This window comes from Shewanella sp. 0m-8, assembly GCF_052977265.1.
Genome location: NZ_JBRIMB010000009.1, coordinates 51,666 through 73,448, shown reverse-complemented (window position 1 = coordinate 73,448; position 21,783 = coordinate 51,666). Strand labels below are relative to the sequence as shown.

At 42.6% G+C, this 21,783-nt stretch carries 23 protein-coding genes and 1 riboswitch; of the genes, 4 read left to right on the top strand and 19 right to left on the bottom strand.

The genetic code is table 11. The features are described from left to right. Positions 1-12 precede the first annotated feature (12 nt). From ACVBIO_RS06465 to hinT, 5 genes are all read right to left on the bottom strand, one after another. The gene (locus ACVBIO_RS06465; protein ID WP_447172232.1) at positions 13-2,151 is read right to left on the bottom strand and encodes a TonB-dependent receptor; all 2,139 of its coding nucleotides are present in this window, start codon (positions 2,149-2,151) and stop codon (positions 13-15) included. 52 nt (positions 2,152-2,203) lie between these two features. Further along, positions 2,204-2,334: riboswitch (TPP riboswitch) on the bottom strand. A gap of 188 nt (positions 2,335-2,522) precedes the next feature. Beyond that, positions 2,523-2,912, bottom strand: coding sequence for a YcfL family protein (locus ACVBIO_RS06460; RefSeq protein WP_447172231.1), 390 nt, complete (start codon positions 2,910-2,912; stop codon positions 2,523-2,525). 204 nt (positions 2,913-3,116) lie between these two features. Beyond that, positions 3,117-3,602, bottom strand: a complete 486-nt coding sequence (locus ACVBIO_RS06455) for a PaaI family thioesterase (protein WP_447161978.1) — start codon at positions 3,600-3,602, stop codon at positions 3,117-3,119. Continuing rightward, the gene (locus tag ACVBIO_RS06450) at positions 3,595-4,098 is read right to left on the bottom strand and encodes a PaaI family thioesterase (RefSeq protein WP_447161977.1); all 504 of its coding nucleotides are present in this window, start codon (positions 4,096-4,098) and stop codon (positions 3,595-3,597) included. Before ACVBIO_RS06450 ends, ACVBIO_RS06455 begins: the two co-directional genes overlap by 8 nt. Then, the gene (gene hinT, locus ACVBIO_RS06445) at positions 4,095-4,451 is read right to left on the bottom strand and encodes a purine nucleoside phosphoramidase (protein ID WP_447170144.1); all 357 of its coding nucleotides are present in this window, start codon (positions 4,449-4,451) and stop codon (positions 4,095-4,097) included. Before hinT ends, ACVBIO_RS06450 begins: the two co-directional genes overlap by 4 nt. Positions 4,452-4,645: 194 nt before the next feature. Here hinT and ACVBIO_RS06440 point away from each other — a divergent pair, with 194 nt between their 5' ends. Next, complete coding sequence (locus tag ACVBIO_RS06440; protein ID WP_447161975.1) at positions 4,646-5,059, top strand: helix-turn-helix domain-containing protein; 414 nt, start codon at positions 4,646-4,648, stop codon at positions 5,057-5,059. A gap of 235 nt (positions 5,060-5,294) precedes the next feature. Here ACVBIO_RS06440 and ACVBIO_RS06435 read toward each other — a convergent pair whose 3' ends face one another. The 11 genes from ACVBIO_RS06435 to bioB form a co-directional block, all read right to left on the bottom strand. Beyond that, complete coding sequence (locus tag ACVBIO_RS06435) at positions 5,295-6,146, bottom strand: CsgG/HfaB family protein (RefSeq protein ID WP_447161974.1); 852 nt, start codon at positions 6,144-6,146, stop codon at positions 5,295-5,297. Then, a complete protein-coding gene (locus ACVBIO_RS06430; RefSeq protein ID WP_447161973.1) occupies positions 6,146-6,559 on the bottom strand; it encodes a curli assembly protein CsgF in 414 nt (137 codons plus the stop codon). Before ACVBIO_RS06430 ends, ACVBIO_RS06435 begins: the two co-directional genes overlap by 1 nt. 12 nt (positions 6,560-6,571) lie before the next feature. Further along, a complete protein-coding gene (locus ACVBIO_RS06425) occupies positions 6,572-7,033 on the bottom strand; it encodes a curli production assembly/transport protein CsgE (RefSeq protein ID WP_447161972.1) in 462 nt (153 codons plus the stop codon). Next, positions 7,030-7,665, bottom strand: coding sequence for a LuxR C-terminal-related transcriptional regulator (locus ACVBIO_RS06420; RefSeq protein WP_447161971.1), 636 nt, complete (start codon positions 7,663-7,665; stop codon positions 7,030-7,032). The genes ACVBIO_RS06425 and ACVBIO_RS06420 overlap by 4 nt, the downstream gene beginning before the upstream one ends. Positions 7,666-7,779: 114 nt before the next feature. Continuing rightward, the gene (locus ACVBIO_RS06415; RefSeq protein ID WP_447162882.1) at positions 7,780-8,325 is read right to left on the bottom strand and encodes a curlin; all 546 of its coding nucleotides are present in this window, start codon (positions 8,323-8,325) and stop codon (positions 7,780-7,782) included. Positions 8,326-8,822: 497 nt separating this feature from the next. Further along, on the bottom strand, positions 8,823-9,170 hold the full coding sequence (cctA, locus tag ACVBIO_RS06410) for a tetraheme c-type cytochrome CctA (RefSeq protein ID WP_447161969.1): 348 nt from the start codon (positions 9,168-9,170) through the stop codon (positions 8,823-8,825). Between the two features lie 289 nt (positions 9,171-9,459). Further along, positions 9,460-10,323 (bottom strand): protease HtpX, encoded by an 864-nt coding sequence (gene htpX, locus ACVBIO_RS06405; RefSeq protein ID WP_447161968.1) that lies wholly within the window; start codon positions 10,321-10,323, stop codon positions 9,460-9,462. Positions 10,324-10,700: 377 nt separating this feature from the next. Next, positions 10,701-11,366 carry a dethiobiotin synthase gene (gene bioD, locus ACVBIO_RS06400; protein ID WP_447161967.1) on the bottom strand — a complete coding sequence of 222 codons (666 nt, stop codon included), beginning with the start codon at positions 11,364-11,366 and terminating at the stop codon, positions 10,701-10,703. Positions 11,367-11,384: 18 nt separating this feature from the next. Continuing rightward, a complete protein-coding gene (locus ACVBIO_RS06395) occupies positions 11,385-12,155 on the bottom strand; it encodes a methyltransferase domain-containing protein (protein WP_447172230.1) in 771 nt (256 codons plus the stop codon). Positions 12,156-12,255: 100 nt separating this feature from the next. Beyond that, positions 12,256-13,449 (bottom strand): 8-amino-7-oxononanoate synthase, encoded by a 1,194-nt coding sequence (locus ACVBIO_RS06390; protein WP_447172229.1) that lies wholly within the window; start codon positions 13,447-13,449, stop codon positions 12,256-12,258. 357 nt (positions 13,450-13,806) lie between these two features. Next, positions 13,807-14,859: a biotin synthase BioB gene (gene bioB, locus ACVBIO_RS06385; RefSeq protein WP_447172228.1), complete on the bottom strand. Its 1,053-nt coding sequence runs from the start codon at positions 14,857-14,859 to the stop codon at positions 13,807-13,809. A gap of 248 nt (positions 14,860-15,107) precedes the next feature. Between bioB and bioA the strand changes: the two genes are divergently transcribed. After that, positions 15,108-16,448 (top strand): adenosylmethionine--8-amino-7-oxononanoate transaminase, encoded by a 1,341-nt coding sequence (bioA, locus tag ACVBIO_RS06380; protein ID WP_447172227.1) that lies wholly within the window; start codon positions 15,108-15,110, stop codon positions 16,446-16,448. 354 nt (positions 16,449-16,802) lie between these two features. Beyond that, a complete protein-coding gene (fusA, locus tag ACVBIO_RS06375; RefSeq protein WP_447161962.1) occupies positions 16,803-18,887 on the top strand; it encodes an elongation factor G in 2,085 nt (694 codons plus the stop codon). A gap of 291 nt (positions 18,888-19,178) precedes the next feature. On the opposite strand, the gene ACVBIO_RS06370 is transcribed toward fusA, so the two are convergent. Together ACVBIO_RS06370 and cobB are read right to left on the bottom strand one after the other, a co-directional pair. After that, the gene (locus ACVBIO_RS06370; RefSeq protein WP_447161961.1) at positions 19,179-19,634 is read right to left on the bottom strand and encodes an AAA family ATPase; all 456 of its coding nucleotides are present in this window, start codon (positions 19,632-19,634) and stop codon (positions 19,179-19,181) included. Between the two features lie 76 nt (positions 19,635-19,710). Then, entirely contained in the window at positions 19,711-20,436 is a 726-nt protein-coding gene (gene cobB, locus ACVBIO_RS06365; RefSeq protein WP_447161960.1) for a Sir2 family NAD+-dependent deacetylase, read from the bottom strand. Positions 20,437-20,704: 268 nt separating this feature from the next. Between cobB and fur the strand changes: the two genes are divergently transcribed. Further along, complete coding sequence (gene fur, locus ACVBIO_RS06360; protein ID WP_447161959.1) at positions 20,705-21,136, top strand: ferric iron uptake transcriptional regulator; 432 nt, start codon at positions 20,705-20,707, stop codon at positions 21,134-21,136. Between the two features lie 57 nt (positions 21,137-21,193). Here the strand turns inward: fur and ACVBIO_RS06355 are convergent, their stop codons facing one another. Further along, positions 21,194-21,694, bottom strand: coding sequence for a GNAT family N-acetyltransferase (locus tag ACVBIO_RS06355; protein ID WP_447172226.1), 501 nt, complete (start codon positions 21,692-21,694; stop codon positions 21,194-21,196). Positions 21,695-21,783: the final 89 nt, after the last annotated feature.

Here is a 21,783-nt window from a genome sequence, read left to right as displayed (position 1 = left end):
ATGATCTCTTACTTACAAGAACTTAAGGTTAAATGTCATACCTAGTTGGCGTGGATCGCCATAGCGTATATATTGCTTATCAGCCCAATCTAAATCTGGTTCATTACCGAAGTAGAAACCACGAACGCCATATTGTTCGTCAAGTAGATTACGTCCCCACAGATACACAGACCAGATGTCGGCTTCATAACCCACTTTGGCGTTAAAAATTTGATAAGGATCAGACTTTGACTCATTACTGTCAGAGTAGTAGAAATCACTCTTTCCGCTAGCGTTGACGTTGGCAAACCAACCATTATCGCTGCGATAAGTCGCACCTATGCTAAAGGTATAGTTAGGTGAATGGGCGAGTTCTCGGCCTGAAAGATCGACCTCAGCACCATATTTATCTTCATATTGATAATCGCCATAAGCCGTTTCTAACCAGCCTAGGCTACCGTATAAGTTCAAGTTGTCTGTTGCATACCAATTACCTTCGAGTTCCGCACCGTAGTTGTGTGAACTACCTGCATTCTCGGTAAATAAAATAAAGTTACCCTCTTCACCCGGAACTGTTGACTGCTGTGATGCTGCAACTTGCTGATCTTGTCTATCCATATAAAACACAGCAAGGTTGGTGCTCGCCTGACCGTCAAACCAAGTCGATTTTAAACCCAATTCATAGTTATAAAGGATTTCGGTGTCGTACTCTTTTTTGTCTGCTAACTCAACTGGCAGCGACATGTTAAAGCCACCCGCTTTGTAGCCACGCGCCACACGGATATAGGACTCATGGTTTTCGCTTAACGCCTTGCTTAATGCGATATGTCCGCCCCACATAGTTTCGCTTGGGCCGAAACTGTCGCCTGCCGAATCACTGTAATCACTTTCTCGACGCTCAACCCGTAAACCAACAGATAATGCATAAGTTGCACCTAAGTCTGAATCTAACTGACCAAATAATGCATAATTTTGTGCTTCATACTCGGCTGATAACTGGTTATAAGTATCGAGCGTGTCGTTATCTTCTTGTAAGTCCATGACATACACGCCAATCAGCCAATCGGTACTATCTGAAAAAATACGTCCAGATTCTGTGGACGATAATCTAAACTCCTGGGTTAGCGTTTTTCTCTCGCCTTTTTTGTCCCAGTTATACTCGTACTCACATGGAATACCACCGCAATCTCGACTTTCCCAGTAGTCAGGGTTTGCCCAGTCACCGTCGTAGTTATGGCGCGTATCTGATTGCGCCAACGAGGTTAATGAAGTGAGATCAAAATTCTCGGCGCCAGTATAGGTGAACTTAAGTGACGAGCCTGTTGTACGTTGCTTATCGACACCCGGAGCATCGGTTAATGTGTCAAAACCATTATTATCCAGTGTCCATGCATCATAACCATTGTCGTAGTTCGCGTGCAGGAAAGTTAAATCGATTTCTAGATCTTCGGTTGCATACCAGCGTAACTTACCGCGGCCTGTAAACTCATCACGATTATTGGTGTCACTTCGGCCAAGGTAGAGGTTGTCACGATAGCCATCTTGTTGATGCTGCTGTAACGATACACGATAAAGTAAATTACCTGAGTCTGTAATAGGACCTGAGCTGAAACCACTGAAAGTCTGTAGATTATCATCGCCAAGAGAGACTTCTGCGCCATGTTCAAACACATCGGTAGGGTCGTTACTCTTGAGATAAATTAGACCTGCTAAGGCATTTGCGCCATAGCGAGTTCCTTGTGGCCCACGTAGCACTTCTACTTGTTGTAGATCATACATGCTTGAGACCATGCCTAAACCAGATAGGTCGATATCGTCTACAACAAACCCCACCGAAGAGTTAGGTGCGCCCTGGTATTCTTCTTGCTCGCCCACACCACGGATCTGAAAATATTTAGGTCTAGAGCTACCACCAGACCAATTTAAATTGGCAACCGTATTTAAGATATCTTCAAAGTGTTGGGCACCTTCATCTTCAATTTGTTGCTGATCAATAATGGTAACGCTGGAGGGCATTGTTTCTAATGCTGAACCACGAAAGTCAGAGGTCACCACCATGACTTCGATATCATCGTGAGTGGTGGATGCATCGCCATTAGCAAAGGCGTTTGTAGATGAGATGGCTGCAATAACCGCAAGTGCTATTGGCGAATAAGATTTTAGATTTAACATAGGACCTCAAAGTAAAATTTTGAGATCCGGCATCAGTAAAGAAGCGATCTGGAAATGAATTGTGGCCCATTCCTACGCCGGTATTAGCCGGATCAGGTTCAAAGGGTTCGTTTTTCAACATCTCAGTCAAAGCAGATAAATCCGACTTTCGGTTTATAGACTTTAACACCCCTTGGCGAGCGCGATTATACATGAAATTTACAACTCGATGACAGACTTCTTTAAAAACAGGTACTTTTTGCATGAAAAAACGTCAGCTTAGCTGACGTTTTTTTAACAGGTGTGATATAAACTTGGTTTACGCTAGGCTTTAGCCAACAACTTAAACTTACCACTTTAACTAACCAATATTAACCAAGAGTGTCGTCAGGCTAATTTGAAAAGGCTTTTCTCACGTATAGCTCAAAACGAGTTGCGGTGGCATTAGGAGCCACAGCGCTAACTTGCAGGTGCTGTTTACCGTGTAGCTTTACCGATTTCCAGCTTACGCCTTCGTCGTCAATTGTCATTCCGTTTAAATCAAACCAGGTGAACTTATATTGCAACCTTAAATCGGTTGATACCTGACTGACAATGGTTCCCGTACCACGTAAGAATCCGCCTTCAGGGCGAGCCATGATATTGGTTACTTGTACCTCTTTACCAAAGCTATTGTTATCAATCCTAGCATCCCCATTTGACCCCGCCATCACACCGGCGGTATGTGGAGCACATGCAGTGAAAACCAATGCGGTAAATAGTCCCAATAAAACCTTTTTCATCTCTATCCCCTTCTTAGCTGCAACACATACGCTATTGATACAAACCATGAGTTAAGTAGCAAGTTAAATTAACATGCCCGATTAATAGCCTAAGCGAATAAACGTAAGTTAATAAGCTTGAGTTAATAAGCTTGAGTTAATAAGCTTGAGTTTAAGCATAAGCTAATAGGCGTAACTTAAATAAACTAAAGTTAGCCAGCTCGACTAATCAATCAAAAAGTGCGCTCTTGCAGTTGCAATTAAATGCTTACGGTTTGTCTGCCAACAATTAATGCTTACATTGGCCACTCGGCGGCCTTGGCGCGTGATTTTACACTCGGCGAAGCTATCTTTATGGTAACCAGCCCTTAAATAATCAATTGAAAAATCGACAACTTTAGGTACTTTTGTGGTTTGCATAAACACCATCAATTGTACTATTGCCGACATCTCCATAAATCCTGCAATCACGCCGCCATGTAGCGCAGGCAAGATAGGATTACCTATGTTGTCATCTTTTGCTGGCAGCTTGAAAACCAGTTCATCACCAAATCTGTCTACCGCCATTCCGATAAATTTTGCGTAAGGAACATGCTCCAAGAGATGGCCAAAGTCATTTAGCTCTGTGGCCTTCTTTACGATGCCCTTAACGTCAAGCTTAGCACTGTCGTCCAACGATGGTTCAATAGAAAAGTACGATTCATCATTCATATTCAGCACCTCCCATCAATGCCTGCCTAAACTCTTCACCAACCATCTCAGGGCTGATACGCATAAACGAGCCTACCGCATGAGCGATGGGATCATCTATTGAATCTTGGTAAGCAATAGCGCGGGTAAAGGCAACACTTGAAGACAATTTATAACACTGGGCAAAACCGTAAACAGGTTTGTGCGGCGCTGCTGGCTTCATATAATCGACACGCAAATCGAGAGTCGGAGAGATCTCAAGCAAGCGGTGTTTATCAAAAATTGAACACACCACCGCGCAACCACTTGCAGTATCCATCAATGTTGTGATCACACCACCATGGATCACCCCCGTGTCAGGGTAACCAACAAGCTGTGTATCGTAAGGCAGCTCCAGTAAAACATGCTTTCCGCTACCTTCTAGCACTTTTAATTTAAGCTTACGGCATTGAGTTAGCTGCGCGACAAATCGGCTCGCCATATCGGTTAGCGAGTAGCTCTGACTGCTTGAACTCATTCACTCGGGCTCAACATCGGGCCTAGTGGATGGCCACCCACTAAATGCATATGAATGTGATAAACCTCTTGGCCACCATGCTGATTACAGTTCATGATTAATCGGTAGCCATCTTCAGCTATCCCCGCTTCTTGAGCCAACTTAGCAGCCACAGACATCATACGGCCTAATGCTTTTTCGTCTGATGCCTTAATGTCATTAGTTGTTGGGATCAGATGATTTGGAATAATTAACACATGTGTAGGTGCTTTGGGCGTGATATCTCTAAAGGCTGTCACAAGATCGTCTTGATATAAGATATCTGCAGGAATTTCACGTCGAATAATTTTGCTAAATATGGTTTCTTCGGCCATTTGTCTGCCCTCAAAAGGAAATTACTAGCCATAGTATACGCGAAAATATTGACAAGGCGATGGACGATTTCTGAAGTAAATCACATGATTGGATCGTGTTGACTTGCACCTGCATTAAACAGATGTATATACAATGTGGTTGACTTTACGCTGTTTAGGATTTCTAATGAAAAAAAATATGCAGGAATAAGACAATGCTTACGGAAAAAGAAACCGCACTCTTAGATGCCGCAACTGAATTAGTACAAGAAAAAGGCATGATTGCACTTAATATGTCTGATGTTCATAAGCGAGCCGGGTACTCCCGTGCTGCACAATATCAGTCTTTTAGTGATAAAAATGCTCTGCTTGCCGCTTTGTGTATGCGTGAACTGGTGAACAATACCACAGCTATTGAAGAGCAACGCTTCAACGAATTTACAGGGCATTTCACCGTTGTGCTCAGGCCCGTCGTTTATCGCTATTTGAAACTATCTGACAGATTGATGATTGATTCAGCTTTTGGCCTAATGTTGGCACAGGTTCGCTCACTGCCAGATGACGATCGCTTTAGCTACTTGAAAAGTGGATTTGAGTTTTTAAGCAAAGAACGAGAAATGAATAAGTAGCCAAGAATAAAAACTCAATATAGCGCTTGGCAAGCGCCAAGCTAAATGGACTGCATAATCAGCTCTATTTGCAAATCAATCTAAAGCTAAACAGTATTAAAAGTAATGAACATATAAAATACGAAACCACTCAAATAACACGCATTCGACACATAAATGAGTAACAATTTAGTTGGACGTGAACTGACACCATAAAAAAGGCGCTATACATAGCGCCTTTTTTAATATCGCTATATTAACCTTGGTTTAGCCTAGCTTGGACTCTGTCAACCGAATGAGCCTCTAACCAGTATTTTTTAAGCACTGAATTTTCTAAACCAGCTTGAGTATCTGCAAGGTTCCAAGCTCGTTTCCAAATGCCATCAGCAATCATGTGCACCACTGCACTTTCAATCGCCTGTACCACACACAAACTAACGGGTTCGTTCGAGGTATAACCAACTTCAGACTCTAATAACTCCTGAGCATCGATAAATTTAAATACCCCTGCCGTCAGTTCTTTAGACAATACTGATTTAGTTGTGGTGACACTGCTAAGCAGTCTTCCTGTACGTATGTCTACAGCCCTAAGATTTACCGTAATACTATCAACACGAAATTGACTTGACGCGCCAATGCCCAAATAACGAGCTCCAGCGCCACCGGTACGAATATTGGTGTCGTATGCAACAATACCGCCTTCCATCAAGATCTGTGCAGAATTAAGTTGGCTTAAACTTGCAGCATCGCCCTTTAGTCCTGCACGCACAATTTTTCGCTCAGTCAGTAAATTTTGTAACCCCTCTCTTTCAACAGGGATAAACCAGCTAGAGTCATTCAGCGCTTGGGCTAAAAATGCTGTACCACTTTGAGGTACCGCGGTGGAAAAGTTACTCGATGGAATAGGTTTGTATTGACCGGTTTGATCTCTAAAGTCGTAAACGGCTGCAACCATGCTTCCTTGCGGAGCGGGTAAACCAATTAGATCGTAATAAGTCTCACCTTTTGGCATTAAACTTGATGAAGGCACTATTTGCTCTAATTCACTCGTAGTAGAGCACGCGCTTACAAAGCATAAGGCAAACAATAAGGTTAGCTTGTTAATCATTAACCTTCTCCAGTGTTAGTGTCGATAATGCCACCGACTTCGATAATTGTTGTTTCACCCGTGACAACATCGGTAATATGCACCAATAAGGCACCATCTTGATTCACCACCTGGATCTCGAAATCATCAGTCTTTAAGTACCCTTCACCGCCGTTTGCCGCATCATTAAACAGCTGACTCATCAGACGAGACTCTAGTGAACTCGCTAATCGGTCAAGCGCCGATGGCGGCACATAACTCGACCCTCCTGTATGTTTATTTTGAGCTGATGCATTAGACAGTAAATATGAACCATTAAGGTAACTGCCCCCAAAGTTGGGATTAACAGGAGTGTAAGTCAGCTGAGTTGCATGGGATGAGCCCATAAGCACCGCCAACAATGAACCACCCGCAATTTTAATAACCCTTTTCATAAACTTTCCTTGTTAAAATTCATCTGGAGCCAAATCGGGATCTAAAAATTGGGCCCAGTTTGCTTGCCTTTGATTTTGTTTTAATTTTTGGTTTACTCGCCCGGCAGCAGCTAAAGCTTGCTCATCGATATTTCTACTTGCAGGAGAGACAACCGTGATATAGATAGGTCTTCTATTGTGAAGAATACTAATTTTACTACCGCTTCTCGCTGTCGCTTGTTCAACCACGGTCAAACCTGAATGTTGAGCCACACCACCAATATCCCGATAAGCTGCGACAAATTCTCGATAAAATCGATGACCAAATCGAGTCATTGCACGATTAAGAATAAGCCCATCGATAAGATCTGTTTCAACTTTTGGGGGTTTATCGCTGGTACTTTCGGCTAGCGGTGGTTGCTGCTTATCTAATACAATCTCCCCTGCCGTCAACGTTGACGACAGAAGGAGAAAACATAAGCAGAACCGACTCATTGAGTCACTTCATGCATATTGGTTTGGGCCCAGGCAATTGCCTGACCACGGCTCGATACACCAATTTTTCTAAACGCTCGATAAAGATGCGTTTTTATGGTGCTTTCACTGACAAATAGTTTATTTGCAATATCAATATTGGTACTTCCACTGCGTAATACTTGCAGTACTTCACGCTCTCGGATCGTTAAGGTTTCAACCTCATCAATAGCACTATCATTAAGGCTGTTACTCTCTGTAAAACGCTGAGGTAGAACCACTTTGCCTTTTACTATATCCGCCATGCCCTCACCAATTGTTTCTAAACAAGCATCTGAATAAAATACCCCGGCAGTCACTGAAGCTTGGATAAGAAATTTAGCGTCAACCTGTTTAGGAAAATGCAAAAAGACGACTCGAGCGATGTTGCTGCCTTTTTCAATGCGCTTTTGAATTTGATATGCGGTTTGAACATCTACGGTCGACAGATCAATCAAAATGATAGTAATGCGACTTTCTAATAATTCAGCATTAAAATGCTCTGGAGAGATCCGATGTAGTTTGACCAAGAACTCTTGTGGCCATCTGGTATTGAGAAGATCGGCAAATAAATGCGAGCGGGTAACCAAAACCCAATGTGTGACTTTGAACATAAGCTAACTCCGTGTGTACTGTATATCACCATCCGTGTGTTTTTATTGTAATACACTCAGACTACAAATAAAGACAGAATTATTCACATAAACACAACAACAATTGAAGTTGGCTTAATTTGAAATATAACCTTGAGTGACTTGGGCTGATTGTCCCTGCCCATATTGCACAACTGAAACACCATGCCCAGTACCATTTTGGTATATTGTCACCGAGCTTTCATTGCCCATTTGTAGGACTGAAGCTAAATTATTGTTCCCTTGTTGATTAATATCGAGATTTAAATAGGCACCTTGCTGAGAAGAGATAGCGATGTTATTGAAGCCACTTTGAAGAATACTTGCCTCAATTTCTGCACCATTTTGGTAAACGCCAGCGCGGTTACTTCCCCCTAACTGCTTCACATCCGCCACTGTTAATAAGCCCGACTGACTCACTATTGCCCGGTTTGAAACACCTTGCTGACTCACACTTGCATCTAAACTATCACCACTTTGGGCGATAGAGGCGCGGTTATCATAGCCATTAAGTTCATCAAATTGGCTAAGGTCTTGAGCGTGCACCAGAGGCAAAAAGGCAAGGAGTAGCGCTGGGGTATAACGCCATATGCTGCTGATTTGAAGATTAGAGGAGTTAACCGCCATCTTAGTAGTATCCATACTCAATTACCGACCTTTAATGACTATATGAAATTAACGCGGCCATTATGTCGGGAAAGTGCTTGTCCATCATCAATCTAGAGTATTAAAAGCGCTGCATCCAAATAGCTATTCGCTCAATAAAAACTAGACTTTACTACTACGGATAACTCAATTAACAACAATTAACTATTTCACAAAAATACATTCAAGCTATTGATTTTAAAAGAAATAAACAGCAAACCCTCAAATATTGTTATCGATGGTGTTAACTAAGCTTGTCATACGAAAGGAGTCACAAGTCATTTCTTATGTAAGATGAAAAATATTGTATGTTTTATGCTGTGATGAGATTTTGTATAAAATTTTCTTACCTATAATCTGAACCCTAGTAAGAATTTGAATGCTGGTTCCACCAGAAAACCTTTTGAGCCAATATTGATCCTGCACTGTCAAAATTTTTATGCAAAAAAGCCAGCTCTAGGCTGGCTCATTTTAGCAATTTAAGTCAAATAAAATTACTTAAGTGTCGACTCGGCAGTACGACCATCATCGTGACAGCTGTCACATGTTGGCTTGTCACCCACGTTCATTTCATGTGGCGCGTGACAATCAGCACACGTTAGCATGCCGTCATGTGGCTGGTGAACGGCGTCCATTTCAGCCAAAGTACCGTGACAGGCTTGGCACTGCTGGAACTCGTATTCACCGTCTGCAGATGGTGAACCGTCAGCGTGACACGCTTCACAACCGTCCATTTCAGCATGCATTTCGGCAAGTTCTTGACCTTCAGCGAAAGCTGTTGGTGATAAAGCGAGTGCTGCGAATGCCGCACCAAAAATTGCACTTAGTAGTTTATTGCTCACAATTGTATCCTCATTTGATGTTCGCATAGTGAAAACTTAATAGTCAGGTTGTTTTCATCTTGCGAACAATATTTTTAGCACGACTTAGGTTAATTTAGCTAAGCATTAACTAATCCGCAACTAATTTAAGTGAAAGATCATATCATTGTGGAAATTCTCAAAATGTGCGCTTAATCAAATTACTTCTTGGAATGCAGTATAACTAACTATTTATCACGTTGATTTTGGGTAATAAAAAAGCGATTCGAGAGATTGAACCTCGAACCGCCTTGATTTAGCCATGCTTCAATTAGTGAGTTCTAAGTGCCGCAATACGCTTTTCTAGTGGCGGATGACTCATCATCAACTCAGCCATCGATTTTTTACCATTAATACCTAGCGCTGACATTGACGCTGGCATTGCACCGGTTTCAGGGCCTTGGCGCAGTCTCTCAAGTGCCGCAATCATCTTATCTTTACCCGCTAAACGTGCAGCACCTTCGTCGGCTCGATATTCACGAATACGAGAGAAGTAAGCCACAATGATTGAAGCTAAGATACCAAACAGCATATCCAGTACAAAAACCACTGCCATATAAGCAAACATGCCTAAGCCTTCACCCTCTTCGTCATTACTCGCGACGAAGTTATTGATGATGCCAGCCACGACACGTGCAGCGAAGATAACGAATGTATTCACCACGCCTTGAATAAGAGTCAGCGTCACCATATCGCCGTTAGCGACGTGGCTTACTTCGTGGGCTAATACAGCTTCTATTTCGTCTTGACTCATGCCATACAAAAGACCACTGCTCACTGCAACCAATGCGTTGTTTTTGCTAGGACCCGTTGCAAATGCATTTAACTCTGCCGACTGATAGATAGCCACTTCAGGCATTTTAATGCCCGCTTGCTCTGCTTGACGAGCAACGGTTTCCACTAACCAACGTTCAGTGTTATCACGCGGCGTTGTGATAACCTCACAGCCCATAGTTTTCTTAGCCATCCACTTAGAGATAGCCAAGCTGATAAAGGCGCCACCAAAACCAAAGATTGCAGCGAATACTAATAATCCGCCCATGGTTGAGGTATTAACACCTAAGATAGACATCACAATTGATGCCACCAATAAGATCGCCATGTTAGTGGCAATCAGTAAAAATATACGCTTCATTTAAGCTCCTGTTAGGATACAAAGTACCTGATATACACTCTATAAGAGACATAATATGTCCAAAAAACGAGATTTCAAGGGGAGACTGCAAAATTTATGTCTTATCGCTTCAAATACATGCCTTGTAGCATCAATAATAGACGGCTGAGTTCCACTTTTATATCAAGTCGGCAAAGTCTAGGTCGGTTTCATTAATCTAAGATTAATTTAATCGGTAAAGCAGGATAATTATAGGAGACGTGGGATTAATCTTTCTTAACATAAAGATAAGCCCAATTAGGAAGCATAATTTCTCCACCAATTGGGCGTTAATTTTGCGTACAAGCTTTAGCTAATTCATGTTACATCGCACTAACTATTAGATATTAACGATTAGCTTATAACAAAACACTCATATCTAAATGACTGGCAGCAGCTTCCGCGGTCGGCTTAGCAAGATGCGGTACATAGCCCAAGCAAGGTGCCGTCATCATCTGTTTTAGCGCGGCTAGATTTTCTTGTTGATTTGCCATATCGGCATCGACTTGATTCGCTACCCAGCCTACAAGGTTCAAACCATCAGCCTTAATCGCTTCAGCCGTTAATAATGCATGGCTTAAACAGCCTAGTTTCATACCCACCACTAAGATCACTGGCAAGTTCATCGATTGCACAACGTCTGAAAGGTAGTGACCTTCTCCTAATGGTAAACGCCAGCCACCCGCACCTTCAATCAAGCAAAAATCAGCACCAACAAATTCAGCCATCTTGAGCTGAGCTTCAATACGATTAGGCGCTAATTGAACGCCTTTCTCTGCTGCCGCGATGTGCGGCGCAATAGCTGCTTCAAAGGCAAAAGGATTAATATCCTCGTAAGGAAGTTTGATACTAGAAGCAGCCATTAATGCCAAAGCATCACTATTTCGAAGCCCTTTCTCTGTTTGTTCACAGCCAGATGCTATCGGCTTAAAGCCTACTGTTTCGCCTTTAGCGGCAGTTAGCAATGCAGATGAGATCAACGTCTTACCACAATCGGTATCTGTACCCGTTACAAAAAATGTCATGTCAACTCCAAGCTGCGTTTAGCGCTTTTTCCGCGCTTTAATAAAGCTAATATTATAAGTTAAAGGAAGGCCCTCAGGGGCTCGACTCAACTCTGCCTGAGCTTGCAAAGCTTGCCAATCTTTACGTCCTCTCAATGTGACCTGAGGCAAGTTAACATTTTGATCTTGTTTTACAATTGATGCCCCAACCCCTTTAATCGACTGCAGCATAGCTCTAAGATCGGCAAAGTGAACCGTTATCGCTTGAGTTTCAAACTCTGCTATTTGCCAGGCATCTTGCTCAAAACAAGCAAGCAGTGTTTTTTCATCGATAAACGTATTGACCTTAAAACCTAGTTCAGCCAACTGATACAAACTATTGGCAGCCACGATACTCATATTCAGTTCACCATCACGACAAAGCACTCTGCAAGCTTCATTAATCGCTAGAGGAAGATTTTGGCACCATTGCAATGCCACATTGGAATAGATGCCACCAATCGTGTCTGCAGCAAAAGGAAGACTCTGGGCATCGCCACAAATCGGTATGTACTGCGGGAAGTTTTCGCTAAGCGTTTTGAGCATCCCCTCGGCAATATCGAGACAGAGTACTTGCTCAAGGCTAGGAATATGATCAAAGCAAGTACCAGGACCGGCACCTATATCTAATAAGCGGGAGCTTGAGGTCACTTGACGTAACAGATGCTCAGCAGTTCTTTTTTGCAGTATATCGTAACTATGGTAATGCGCGGCTGCGGCGGAAAACCGCGCTGCGACTTGGTGTTTAAGCTCACTTGATCCTGTATTCACTGCATTGGATCCTAATCAATCAAATAAAATTGAAATAGCGGTATAAAAGCCTTTAAAGAACCTTTAAAGACAGCGTAATGAGATATTAGAAAGCTCAATGTCAGTCATCATTTAAGATAACAGCCAACACATCCACTAACGCCAAAATATCTTGCTGACAGTGATTAGCATTTATGGTTAACCTTAATCTTGCACTTCCGACGGGTACGGTTGGAGTTCGAATCGCACCTAACCAGAAACCATGTTCTTTCAATCTTTTAGCCACCGCCATTGTCTTAGCGGCATCGCCGATTAAGATCGGTTGAATTGCAGTTTGTGAGTCTGAGAGTTCGATATTCTTTTCTAAGCAGGCAGCTCTAAAACAGGCAATATTGTCATTCAATTTCTGCCGACGTTCGGGTTGCTGCTTAATCATATTGATGGCGGCCAATGCTGCTACGGCATGAGCTGGCGACAACGCTGTTGAGTAGATGTAATGACGGGCATTGGCCACCAAAAAATCGATTAATGCTTGGCTTCCGAGAATTGCAGCTCCTTGCCCCCCCATGGCCTTACCAAAGGTGACCAACTGAGCATCAATCTTAATGTCGTTTGCAATCCTTGTGGCACCCAATCCGTTTTCGCCTAGCAGACCAAAACCATGGGCATCATCGACGATTAACCAAGTATTATGCTGTTGACAAAGCGCCGATAACTCAGCTAAAGGAGCAATATCACCATCCATACTAAATAGACTTTCGGTCAATAATGCACTTGGCGAAAAGCGCTCTAAATGACTCTTAGCACTATCGATGTCGTTATGACTAAAGCGCTTCAGCTTAGCACCACTATCCTGAACGCCGTCGATCACTGAGGCATGGATTAACTTATCGGCAAGCACCAGATCCGTTTCATTAAACAAGGTCTTCATTAATGCGTTATTAGCGCTAAAACCTGAACAAAATAACAGTGCAGCTTCATGTCCTGTGGCTTCGCATAAGGCTTGCTCAAGTTTTAAATGCGCTTCGCTATAACCCACGACCAATGGCGAGGAAGTACTCCCAACACCGTGTTGTTTCGCTCCTTGGTAAAGTGCCTCAGCTAACTCTGAAGATGTCGATAAGCCTAAATAGTCATTACTACTGAAATTAACATAAGGCAGTGCATCCACTTCAAAGTAATTTGACTGATTAGGGTCCAGCACAAGATTAGTGCGTCTTCGAAGCAGACCTTGTTGTTCTAACGCTTGATTTTTATTGATAACTCTAGCGTTCAAGGACTCGACTAACGGCTGATTTTTTGAACTTTCTGACATTGTTATGCTCAGTTAAAAGGCTAAAATAGCCTAGTAAACCCACCGCTTTATTTTCGGCAGGCTTTGGTAATTGTGTATTTTAATCGTTACTTGTATAAAATCGCTTTGAAAAAGGGAGCACTATCAGCATTGAGCGATACTGACCAACACTGACGATGCTCTCTGTTAATTAGTCACCCGGCAACCATTAACTATCTTGTAACCATTAACTATCTTGTAACCATTAACTATCTTGTAACCATTAACCATCTTGTAACCATTAACCATCTTGTAACCATTAACCATCTTGTAACCATTAACCATCTTGTAACTATTAACTATTAACTATTAACTATTAACTATTTTTTAATCAGCAACTTAAAGCGCGCCGGCATCATAAAATGCAGACACTTTTTTGTCTTGCTGCGCCGCGGCTTTTGCCAACATAGCTTCATCCTGTTCTTTGGTTGATGCTACGCCCTGCTCAGGATGCAGGCCCAGTCGTCTAAATAGACTCATATCATCATTTTCTTCTGGATTTGCCGTCGTTAACAACTTACAGCCGTAAAAGATTGAATTTGCTCCCGCAAAAAAGCACATCGCTTGCAGTTCATCGGTCATATTCTCACGCCCTGCCGACAGACGCACTCTAGACTTGGGCATTGTAATACGCGCTACGGCAATGGTACGGACAAACTCTAATGGATCTAAATCATCAAGCTTTTCAAAGGGGGTACCTTCGACTTTTACCAACATATTAATTGGCACAGAATCTGGATGCTGATCTAAGTTTGCCAATTGCTGAAGAAGACCGGCTCGGTCGGTGGCTTTCTCGCCCATGCCAACAATGCCACCAGAACATACTTTCATGCCTGATGCACGTACATTGGATAAGGTATCTAAACGACTTTGATAGGTGCGAGTGGTGATCACATCGCCATAATATTCAGGCGAGGTATCTAAGTTATGGTTGTAATAGTCCAGCCCCGCATCAGCCAGCGTATTGGCTTGATCAGCTGACAACATACCCAGGGTCATACAGGTTTCCATACCTAATGCTTTAACCTCTTCCACCATGGTCTTAAGGTATGGCATATCGCGTTCTTTAGGATTACGCCACGCTGCGCCCATGCAGAAACGTGATGCTCCCGCAGCTTTAGCACTGCGAGCTTCTATTAGTACCGTTTCCATGGCGAGCAAGCGCTCTTTTTCAAGACCTGTGTCATAACGTGCACTTTGCGGGCAATACTTACAGTCTTCTGGGCAAGCACCGGTTTTAATCGACAGTAAACGGCTGATCTGGACTTCATTAGGATCGAACTCTTGGCGGTGGATGCTATGCGCCTGAAATAGGAGATCGTTCATTGGCAGTGCAAATAAGCTTTCAATCTCTTCGCGCTTCCAGTTATTTCTTAGCTGTACTTCAGACATGCAGTTCCCTTTTTGCTCACACGTTCAATTAATCTGATTCTTTTGCGTTTGCTGCTAGCATCTGAGTTTATAAAAAAGATGCTAACTGCCGTTAACCCTGTTAAAGAATGGCACACTTTTAACCTTAAAAACAACAACTTACCACTATGAAGTAGAGGGTTTTACGTAATATTTATCTTGCTTAGGATACCTACAGGTCGTAACCTGTCAATGTCATACTAATTAAAAGGTTTACTAACGGTTATTATATGAGCAACAACATTCAATCTACTACAAGCAGTGTTGATCTTCAATTTGATAAAGAGCACTTGTGGCATCCGTATACCTCCATGGCCAATGCATTGCCGGCATTTGGAGTCGTTGCCGCCGATGGCGTTGAACTGGAGTTGCAAGATAGTACAAAACTCATTGACGGTACCAGTTCATGGTGGGCTTGTGTCCATGGTTATAGCCATCCCAAAATAGTCGCAGCAATGCAGCAGCAAACCGCACAATTAAGCCATGTTATGTTTGGCGGGATCACCCACCGTCCTGCAGTAGAGTTGGCACGACTGCTCATCGACATGACTAGCCCCAAACTAACCAAGGTATTTTTGGCGGACTCGGGCTCAATCGCGGTAGAAGTGGCGATGAAAATGGCTCTGCAATACTGGCAAGGTAGAGGACATACAGCGAAGCAAAAAATCCTCACCATTAAAAATGGCTATCATGGTGATACCTTTGCAGCCATGAGCGTGTGCGATCCAGAAGGTGGCATGCACACCATGTTTGGTGAGTTAGTCACCAAACAATTGTTTGCCCCAGCTCCTCAGTCTCGCTTCGATGACGACTTTGACCCAGAGGAACTGAGCGACATTTCTAACCTGTTTGAAGATAATCATCAACAGATAGCGGCATTATTGCTCGAGCCGATTATGCAAGGTGCTGGCGGTATGCGTTTTTACCACCCAGAGTATTTAACCGCGGTAAGAAAACTGTGCGACAAATATAATGTGCTGCTGATTCTTGATGAAATCGCCACCGGCTTTGGTCGTACTGGTAAGTTATTTGCCTACGAACACAGCAATATTGAAGCCGACATTTTATGTTTAGGTAAAGCATTGACTGGTGGTTATATTTCGTTAGCAGCAACCCTGTGCAGTGATGAAGTGGCTAAAGGTGTTAGTGATTCTCCTGCCGGCGTGTTTATGCACGGCCCAACCTTCATGGCTAACCCATTAGCGTGCTCTGCGGCCATCGCCAGCCTTGAGCTTATTGGTGAAAATCATTGGCAACAACAGGTTAGTGCTATTGAAACTCAGTTAAAGCACGAACTGGCAAGCGCTATAGACTACCAAAATGTCAAAGACGTACGCGTATTAGGGGCCGTAGGAGTGTTAGAGATGAATGCCACTGTTAATACTGCAGAGCTGCAACAGCAGTTTGTCGATTTAGGCGTATGGATAAGACCTTTTGCTAATCTTATCTATATCATGCCGCCCTATTGCATTACCTCAAGCCAGCTCAGCAAATTGACTCATGCGATGAAAGTCGTAGCTAAACAAGTTCATCTTCCAAAGGACTCAAATACGTTTATCAGTCATGGGTAAGCTAAGGTAACCAACAACTATAAATATGTCCGCTTCGCAACACCTCTGATCTGGGACCGTTGGCGTTTCAATTCGTAACGGTCGGCTCAGTTGGTGCCACTGACCAGCATAAATATCTGAAACGCCAAGATTGCGTCATTACTATTGGTCACATTAAGAGCCTATAAATATGCCTTTTAGCTAACCCCCTGCCTTTACAGCCGAAGTAACAACCTTAGATTTGGCTATAAAATGTGATTTTTTTATGATATTTCGTTTAATTTAGCCCTGAATGATAAAAATCGATAAAATAAATTGAAAAGTATTGCTATACTTGCGCGGAATTTTAGAACGTAACTCCAATAGAGTAGAAAAATGACTGATTTATCAAAGTACAGAAACATTGGTATCTTTGCTCACGTTGACGCGGGTAAGACTACTACAACTGAGCGTATCCTAAAGCTTACCGGTAAGATCCATAAACTGGGCGAAGTGCATGACGGCGAATCAACAACTGACTTCATGGAACAGGAAGCTGAGCGTGGTATTACCATTCAGTCTGCTGCTGTTAGTTGTTTTTGGAAAGAACACCGTTTCAACGTTATCGACACCCCTGGTCACGTTGACTTTACAGTAGAAGTTTACCGTTCTCTTAAAGTTCTTGATGGTGGTATCGGTGTATTCTGTGGTTCTGGTGGTGTTGAACCACAATCAGAAACTAACTGGCGTTATGCTAACGACTCAGAAGTTGCGCGTATCATCTTCGTAAACAAGTTAGACCGTATGGGTGCTGACTTCTTACGTGTTGTTAAGCAAACTAAAGACGTTCTAGCTGCTAACCCACTTGTTATGGTACTGCCAATCGGTATCGAAGACGAGTTCAGTGGTGTTGTTGACCTACTTACTCGTAAAGCATACGTATGGGATGACACTGGCGAAGCTGAGAACTACTCAGTAGAAGACGTTCCTGCTGACATGGTTGACCTTGTTGAAGAATACCGTGAAATGCTAATCGAAACTGCTCTAGAGCAAGACGATGACCTATTAGAAGCTTACATGGAAGGCGAAGAGCCATCTATGGAAGACATTAAGCGTTGTATCCGTGCTGGTACTCGTACAATGGACTTCTTCCCTACATACTGTGGTTCTGCTTTCAAGAACAAAGGTATGCAGCTTCTTCTTGATGCTGTTGTTGATTACCTACCAAACCCAGTTGAAGTTGATCCACAACCTCTTACTGACGAAGAAGGTAACGAAAACGGTGAGTTCGCTTTAGTTTCTATCGATGAGCCACTAAAAGCACTAGCATTCAAAATCATGGATGACCGTTTCGGTGCACTAACATTCGTACGTATCTACTCAGGTCAGCTACGTAAAGGCGATACTATTCTTAACAGTGCAACTGGTAAGACTGAACGTATCGGCCGTATGTGTGAAATGCAAGCAGATGAGCGTAACGAACTTGATTACGCACAAGCTGGTGACATCATCGCTATCGTTGGTATGAAGAACGTGCAAACAGGTCACACTTTGTGTGATGTTAAGCACCCTTGTACTCTTGAAGCAATGGTATTCCCAGAGCCAGTTATCTCTATCTCTGTAACACCAAAAGATAAAGGCGGCTCTGAGAAAATGGGTATCGCTATCGGTAAAATGATTGCAGAAGATCCATCTTTCCGTGTAGAGACTGACATCGATTCAGGTGAAACTATTCTTAAAGGTATGGGTGAGCTTCACCTAGACATTAAGGTAGACATCCTTAAGCGTACTTACGGCGTTGACCTAATTGTTGGTGAGCCTCAAGTTGCATACCGTGAAACTATTACTCGTGAAATCGAAGATAGCTACACGCATAAGAAGCAGTCTGGTGGTTCTGGTCAGTTCGGTAAGATCGACTATGTTATCCGTCCTGGTGAGCAAAACACTGGCTTCACATTTAAGTCTTCAGTTGTTGGTGGTAACGTTCCTAAGGAATTCTGGCCAGCAGTTGAGAAAGGTTTCGCTAGCATGATGAACACCGGTACTGTTGCTGGTTTCCCTGTGTTAGACGTTGAACTTGAACTTAAAGATGGTGCTTTCCACGCAGTTGACTCGTCAGCTATCGCGTTCGAAATCGCTGCTAAAGGCGCATTCCGTCAATCTATGCCAAAAGCTGGCGCGCAACTTCTTGAGCCTATCATGAACGTTGACGTATTCAGCCCAGATGACAACGTTGGTGACGTTATTGGTGACCTTAACCGTCGTCGTGGTATGATCAAAGATCAAAACGCTGGTGTTACTGGTGTTCGTATTAAGGCTGACGTACCGCTTTCAGAAATGTTCGGTTACATCGGTTCACTACGTACTATGACTTCTGGTCGTGGCCAATTCTCTATGGAATTCGCTCACTACAGCCAGTGTCCAAACAGTGTTTCTGAGAAAGTTATCGCTGAAGTTAAAGAAAGAAACGCTAAGAAGTAACTATTAATTTAGTTATGACTCTTTAGAGTTTTAAGCTTTAACATAAAAGCCTATAGATGAATGTCTATAGGCTTTTTTATTGCCTGCCTAATCATAAACATTATGAACATTGCTTACGTAAAGCAATCAGTATCAAGATGTGTTCGCTCAGCGAGGGCTTAGCGCTTGTGAGGCAAGGACTTTAATTGAACTCGGTTATGACACTGATTGGAAGTGCTAAAACTCGCCATTTAGACTACAAGAGCGAGTTATACTAATTGTAAGAAAGGGATATAAGAATATGTATAATCATTAGGCTTCAAACGTTTTTGCCATGCGAATAATACTATTTAACGGTACCCGATGCTTGTTACGGTCGGCACATAATAGCTGATGATTCTTATCCTTTGGCTCACCAATCTGCTGGATCTGCACTTGATAGCCTTCCGCTTTCGCTGCTGCATAATATCCCTCAAACTCCCATAGAGCCATATTGGTATTATCGCAAATAACCACAGGTATTTTATTAGCAATTGCGTGGATAAATCGCGTTAAGTTAAGTTGATGATATTTAGATAATTGTTTTGGATTAAAGTGGTACTCACCATCAAGATAAAAAAACTCATCTGTAGAGCAAACCTTAACCGATCCACTATCATCACACTTTGGTAATGACTTTACATATTGTTCAACCCAATAGCTTTTACCACTTCCCGGCAGTCCACGCATAATGATTGCAATGCCGCCAACATCAGTATCTTGTTTCATCTACAATTACCTTTTACTTACCTCATTACGAGGACATTATTAATACCCATTGGTATACGACACCCAAGCACTAAGGCTAAAGTAGGTTATTCACTATTTTGCCACTAAGAATATCATCCACAAGTTTAGGTACCACTTCACTCGCTTTCCCTTCTAAATGATATTGGAATTGGCTGTGCCTATCTGCAGCCACAAGGTTAATCTCAACCGTCTGTGCGCCATGGTGATTAGCTGTATCAACAAAGCCTGCCGCAGGGTACACCGTTCCTGATGTGCCTATCGCAATAAACAGATCGCATGTATCTAGCGCATGTTGAATTCTATCTAAACCAAAAGGCATTTCACCAAACCAAACAACATGCGGCCTGAGTCTTTGAGCTGGTATGCAGCAAGTACAAGTATGTTCTGGTCCAAAAGGTTCTCTTAATACGAAGGTTTGCTGTGAGCGTGGGCAACGCCCTTTAGATAACTCTCCATGCATGTGTAAAAGACGTCGAGAGCCTGCTCGCTCATGTAAATCATCTATGTTTTGTGTAACCACCAACAACTCGCCCTCAAACTCTTGCTCAAGCTTAGCAAGTGCAATATGGCCCGCATTGGGTTCGATAGAGCCATTATGAAACTGTTGCCATCTATCGTTATAGAAACGTTCAACTAACAATGGGTTATTGGCGTAGCCTTCAGGGGTCGCGACCTCTTCGATTTTATGCTCTTCCCATAAACCATCTTGATCTCTAAAGGTACGTAACCCAGATTCAGCAGAGATCCCTGCCCCGGTCAATATTACAATCTGCTGGTACATCTACAGTCCTTATTATTAGTCTTTGTTACTATCTTGCCTTTTTGTCGGCGTGGATGACATTAGGCGTTAGTATAAATGGGCAATAACAATACAAAAAGTACGTTTAAATTGTTTGTTTTATATCTAGTTAATGGCTTTTATTTGCATATGAGGCTTTATTGCTAGATCAAAGGTTTAAGTTTTCAATTTGTACACATATAATGGATTGAATACCCACAAATGAACTGATTAACTTATAGCTAATCGTTCTGCAATCAAGAGAACAATAATGACAGATGGAAATCAAGCGCTAAAGAAAGCCGGTTTGAAAGTGACCTTACCACGAGTCAAAATTTTAGAATTGATGCAAGCGCCAGAGAATCAACACATCAGTGCTGAAGATCTCTATAAGAAGTTACTGGATATTGGTGAAGAGATTGGTCTTGCTACTGTATATCGCGTACTTAACCAGTTTGATGATGCAGGTATTGTTACTCGCCACCACTTTGAGAGTGGCAAGGCTGTTTTCGAACTTTCGTCTCAGCATCACCATGACCACTTAGTATGCCTATCGTGCGGTAAGGTTATCGAATTTTCTGACGAAATGATTGAACGTCGTCAAGATGAAATCGCAATGAAGCATAACATTAAGCTAACTAACCACAGCTTATATCTATACGGTGTTTGTACTAACGATGAGTGCGACCACGGCGTCGCGTAATACTGCGACTCGAGACAAAAACCAGCTTAGTCGCTGGTTTTTTTGTTTAGGTAACCGCTATAGAAACTTATGAAACACATTCACTTTATGGCCCATAAATTTATCACGGTTTCTTTGCTTCATCCCCACCTTACGCGCAACGCCTTCCGAGCCTTTATTACCTAGTAAAATTAACGCAATAGCCTCATGAATGTCGTAATCCTGAAAGCGTTCAAGTGCCGCTGCGCCGGCCTCAAAGCCAATACCTTGCCCCCAATATTGTGGTAGATATCGGTACCCCAGCTCCACTTCGTTAAACTCAGTAATAAAAGTCGGGCCACAAAATCCAATCACTTTCCCATCCGACTTATGCTCTACAGCCCAGCGGCCGTAGCCTCGCTCTTGATAGCTGGGTAAAATAACGTTATCTAAAATCTGCGTCGCTTGAGACATTGAAGTCATAGGAGCGCCAGGAATATAAGTTAGGACTTCTGGGACACTGTTCAACAAAAAGATAGCTTTAGTATCTTCAGGCTCAAACCAACGCAAAATCAGCCTGTCTGTCTCAGTAATAATCACAATAAACTCCTTTTAATCAACTTCCTTTCTAGGCAACTAATATACTCGTTATTTGTTTAGTTTAGAAAGTATTAAAACATGTTTGCTTA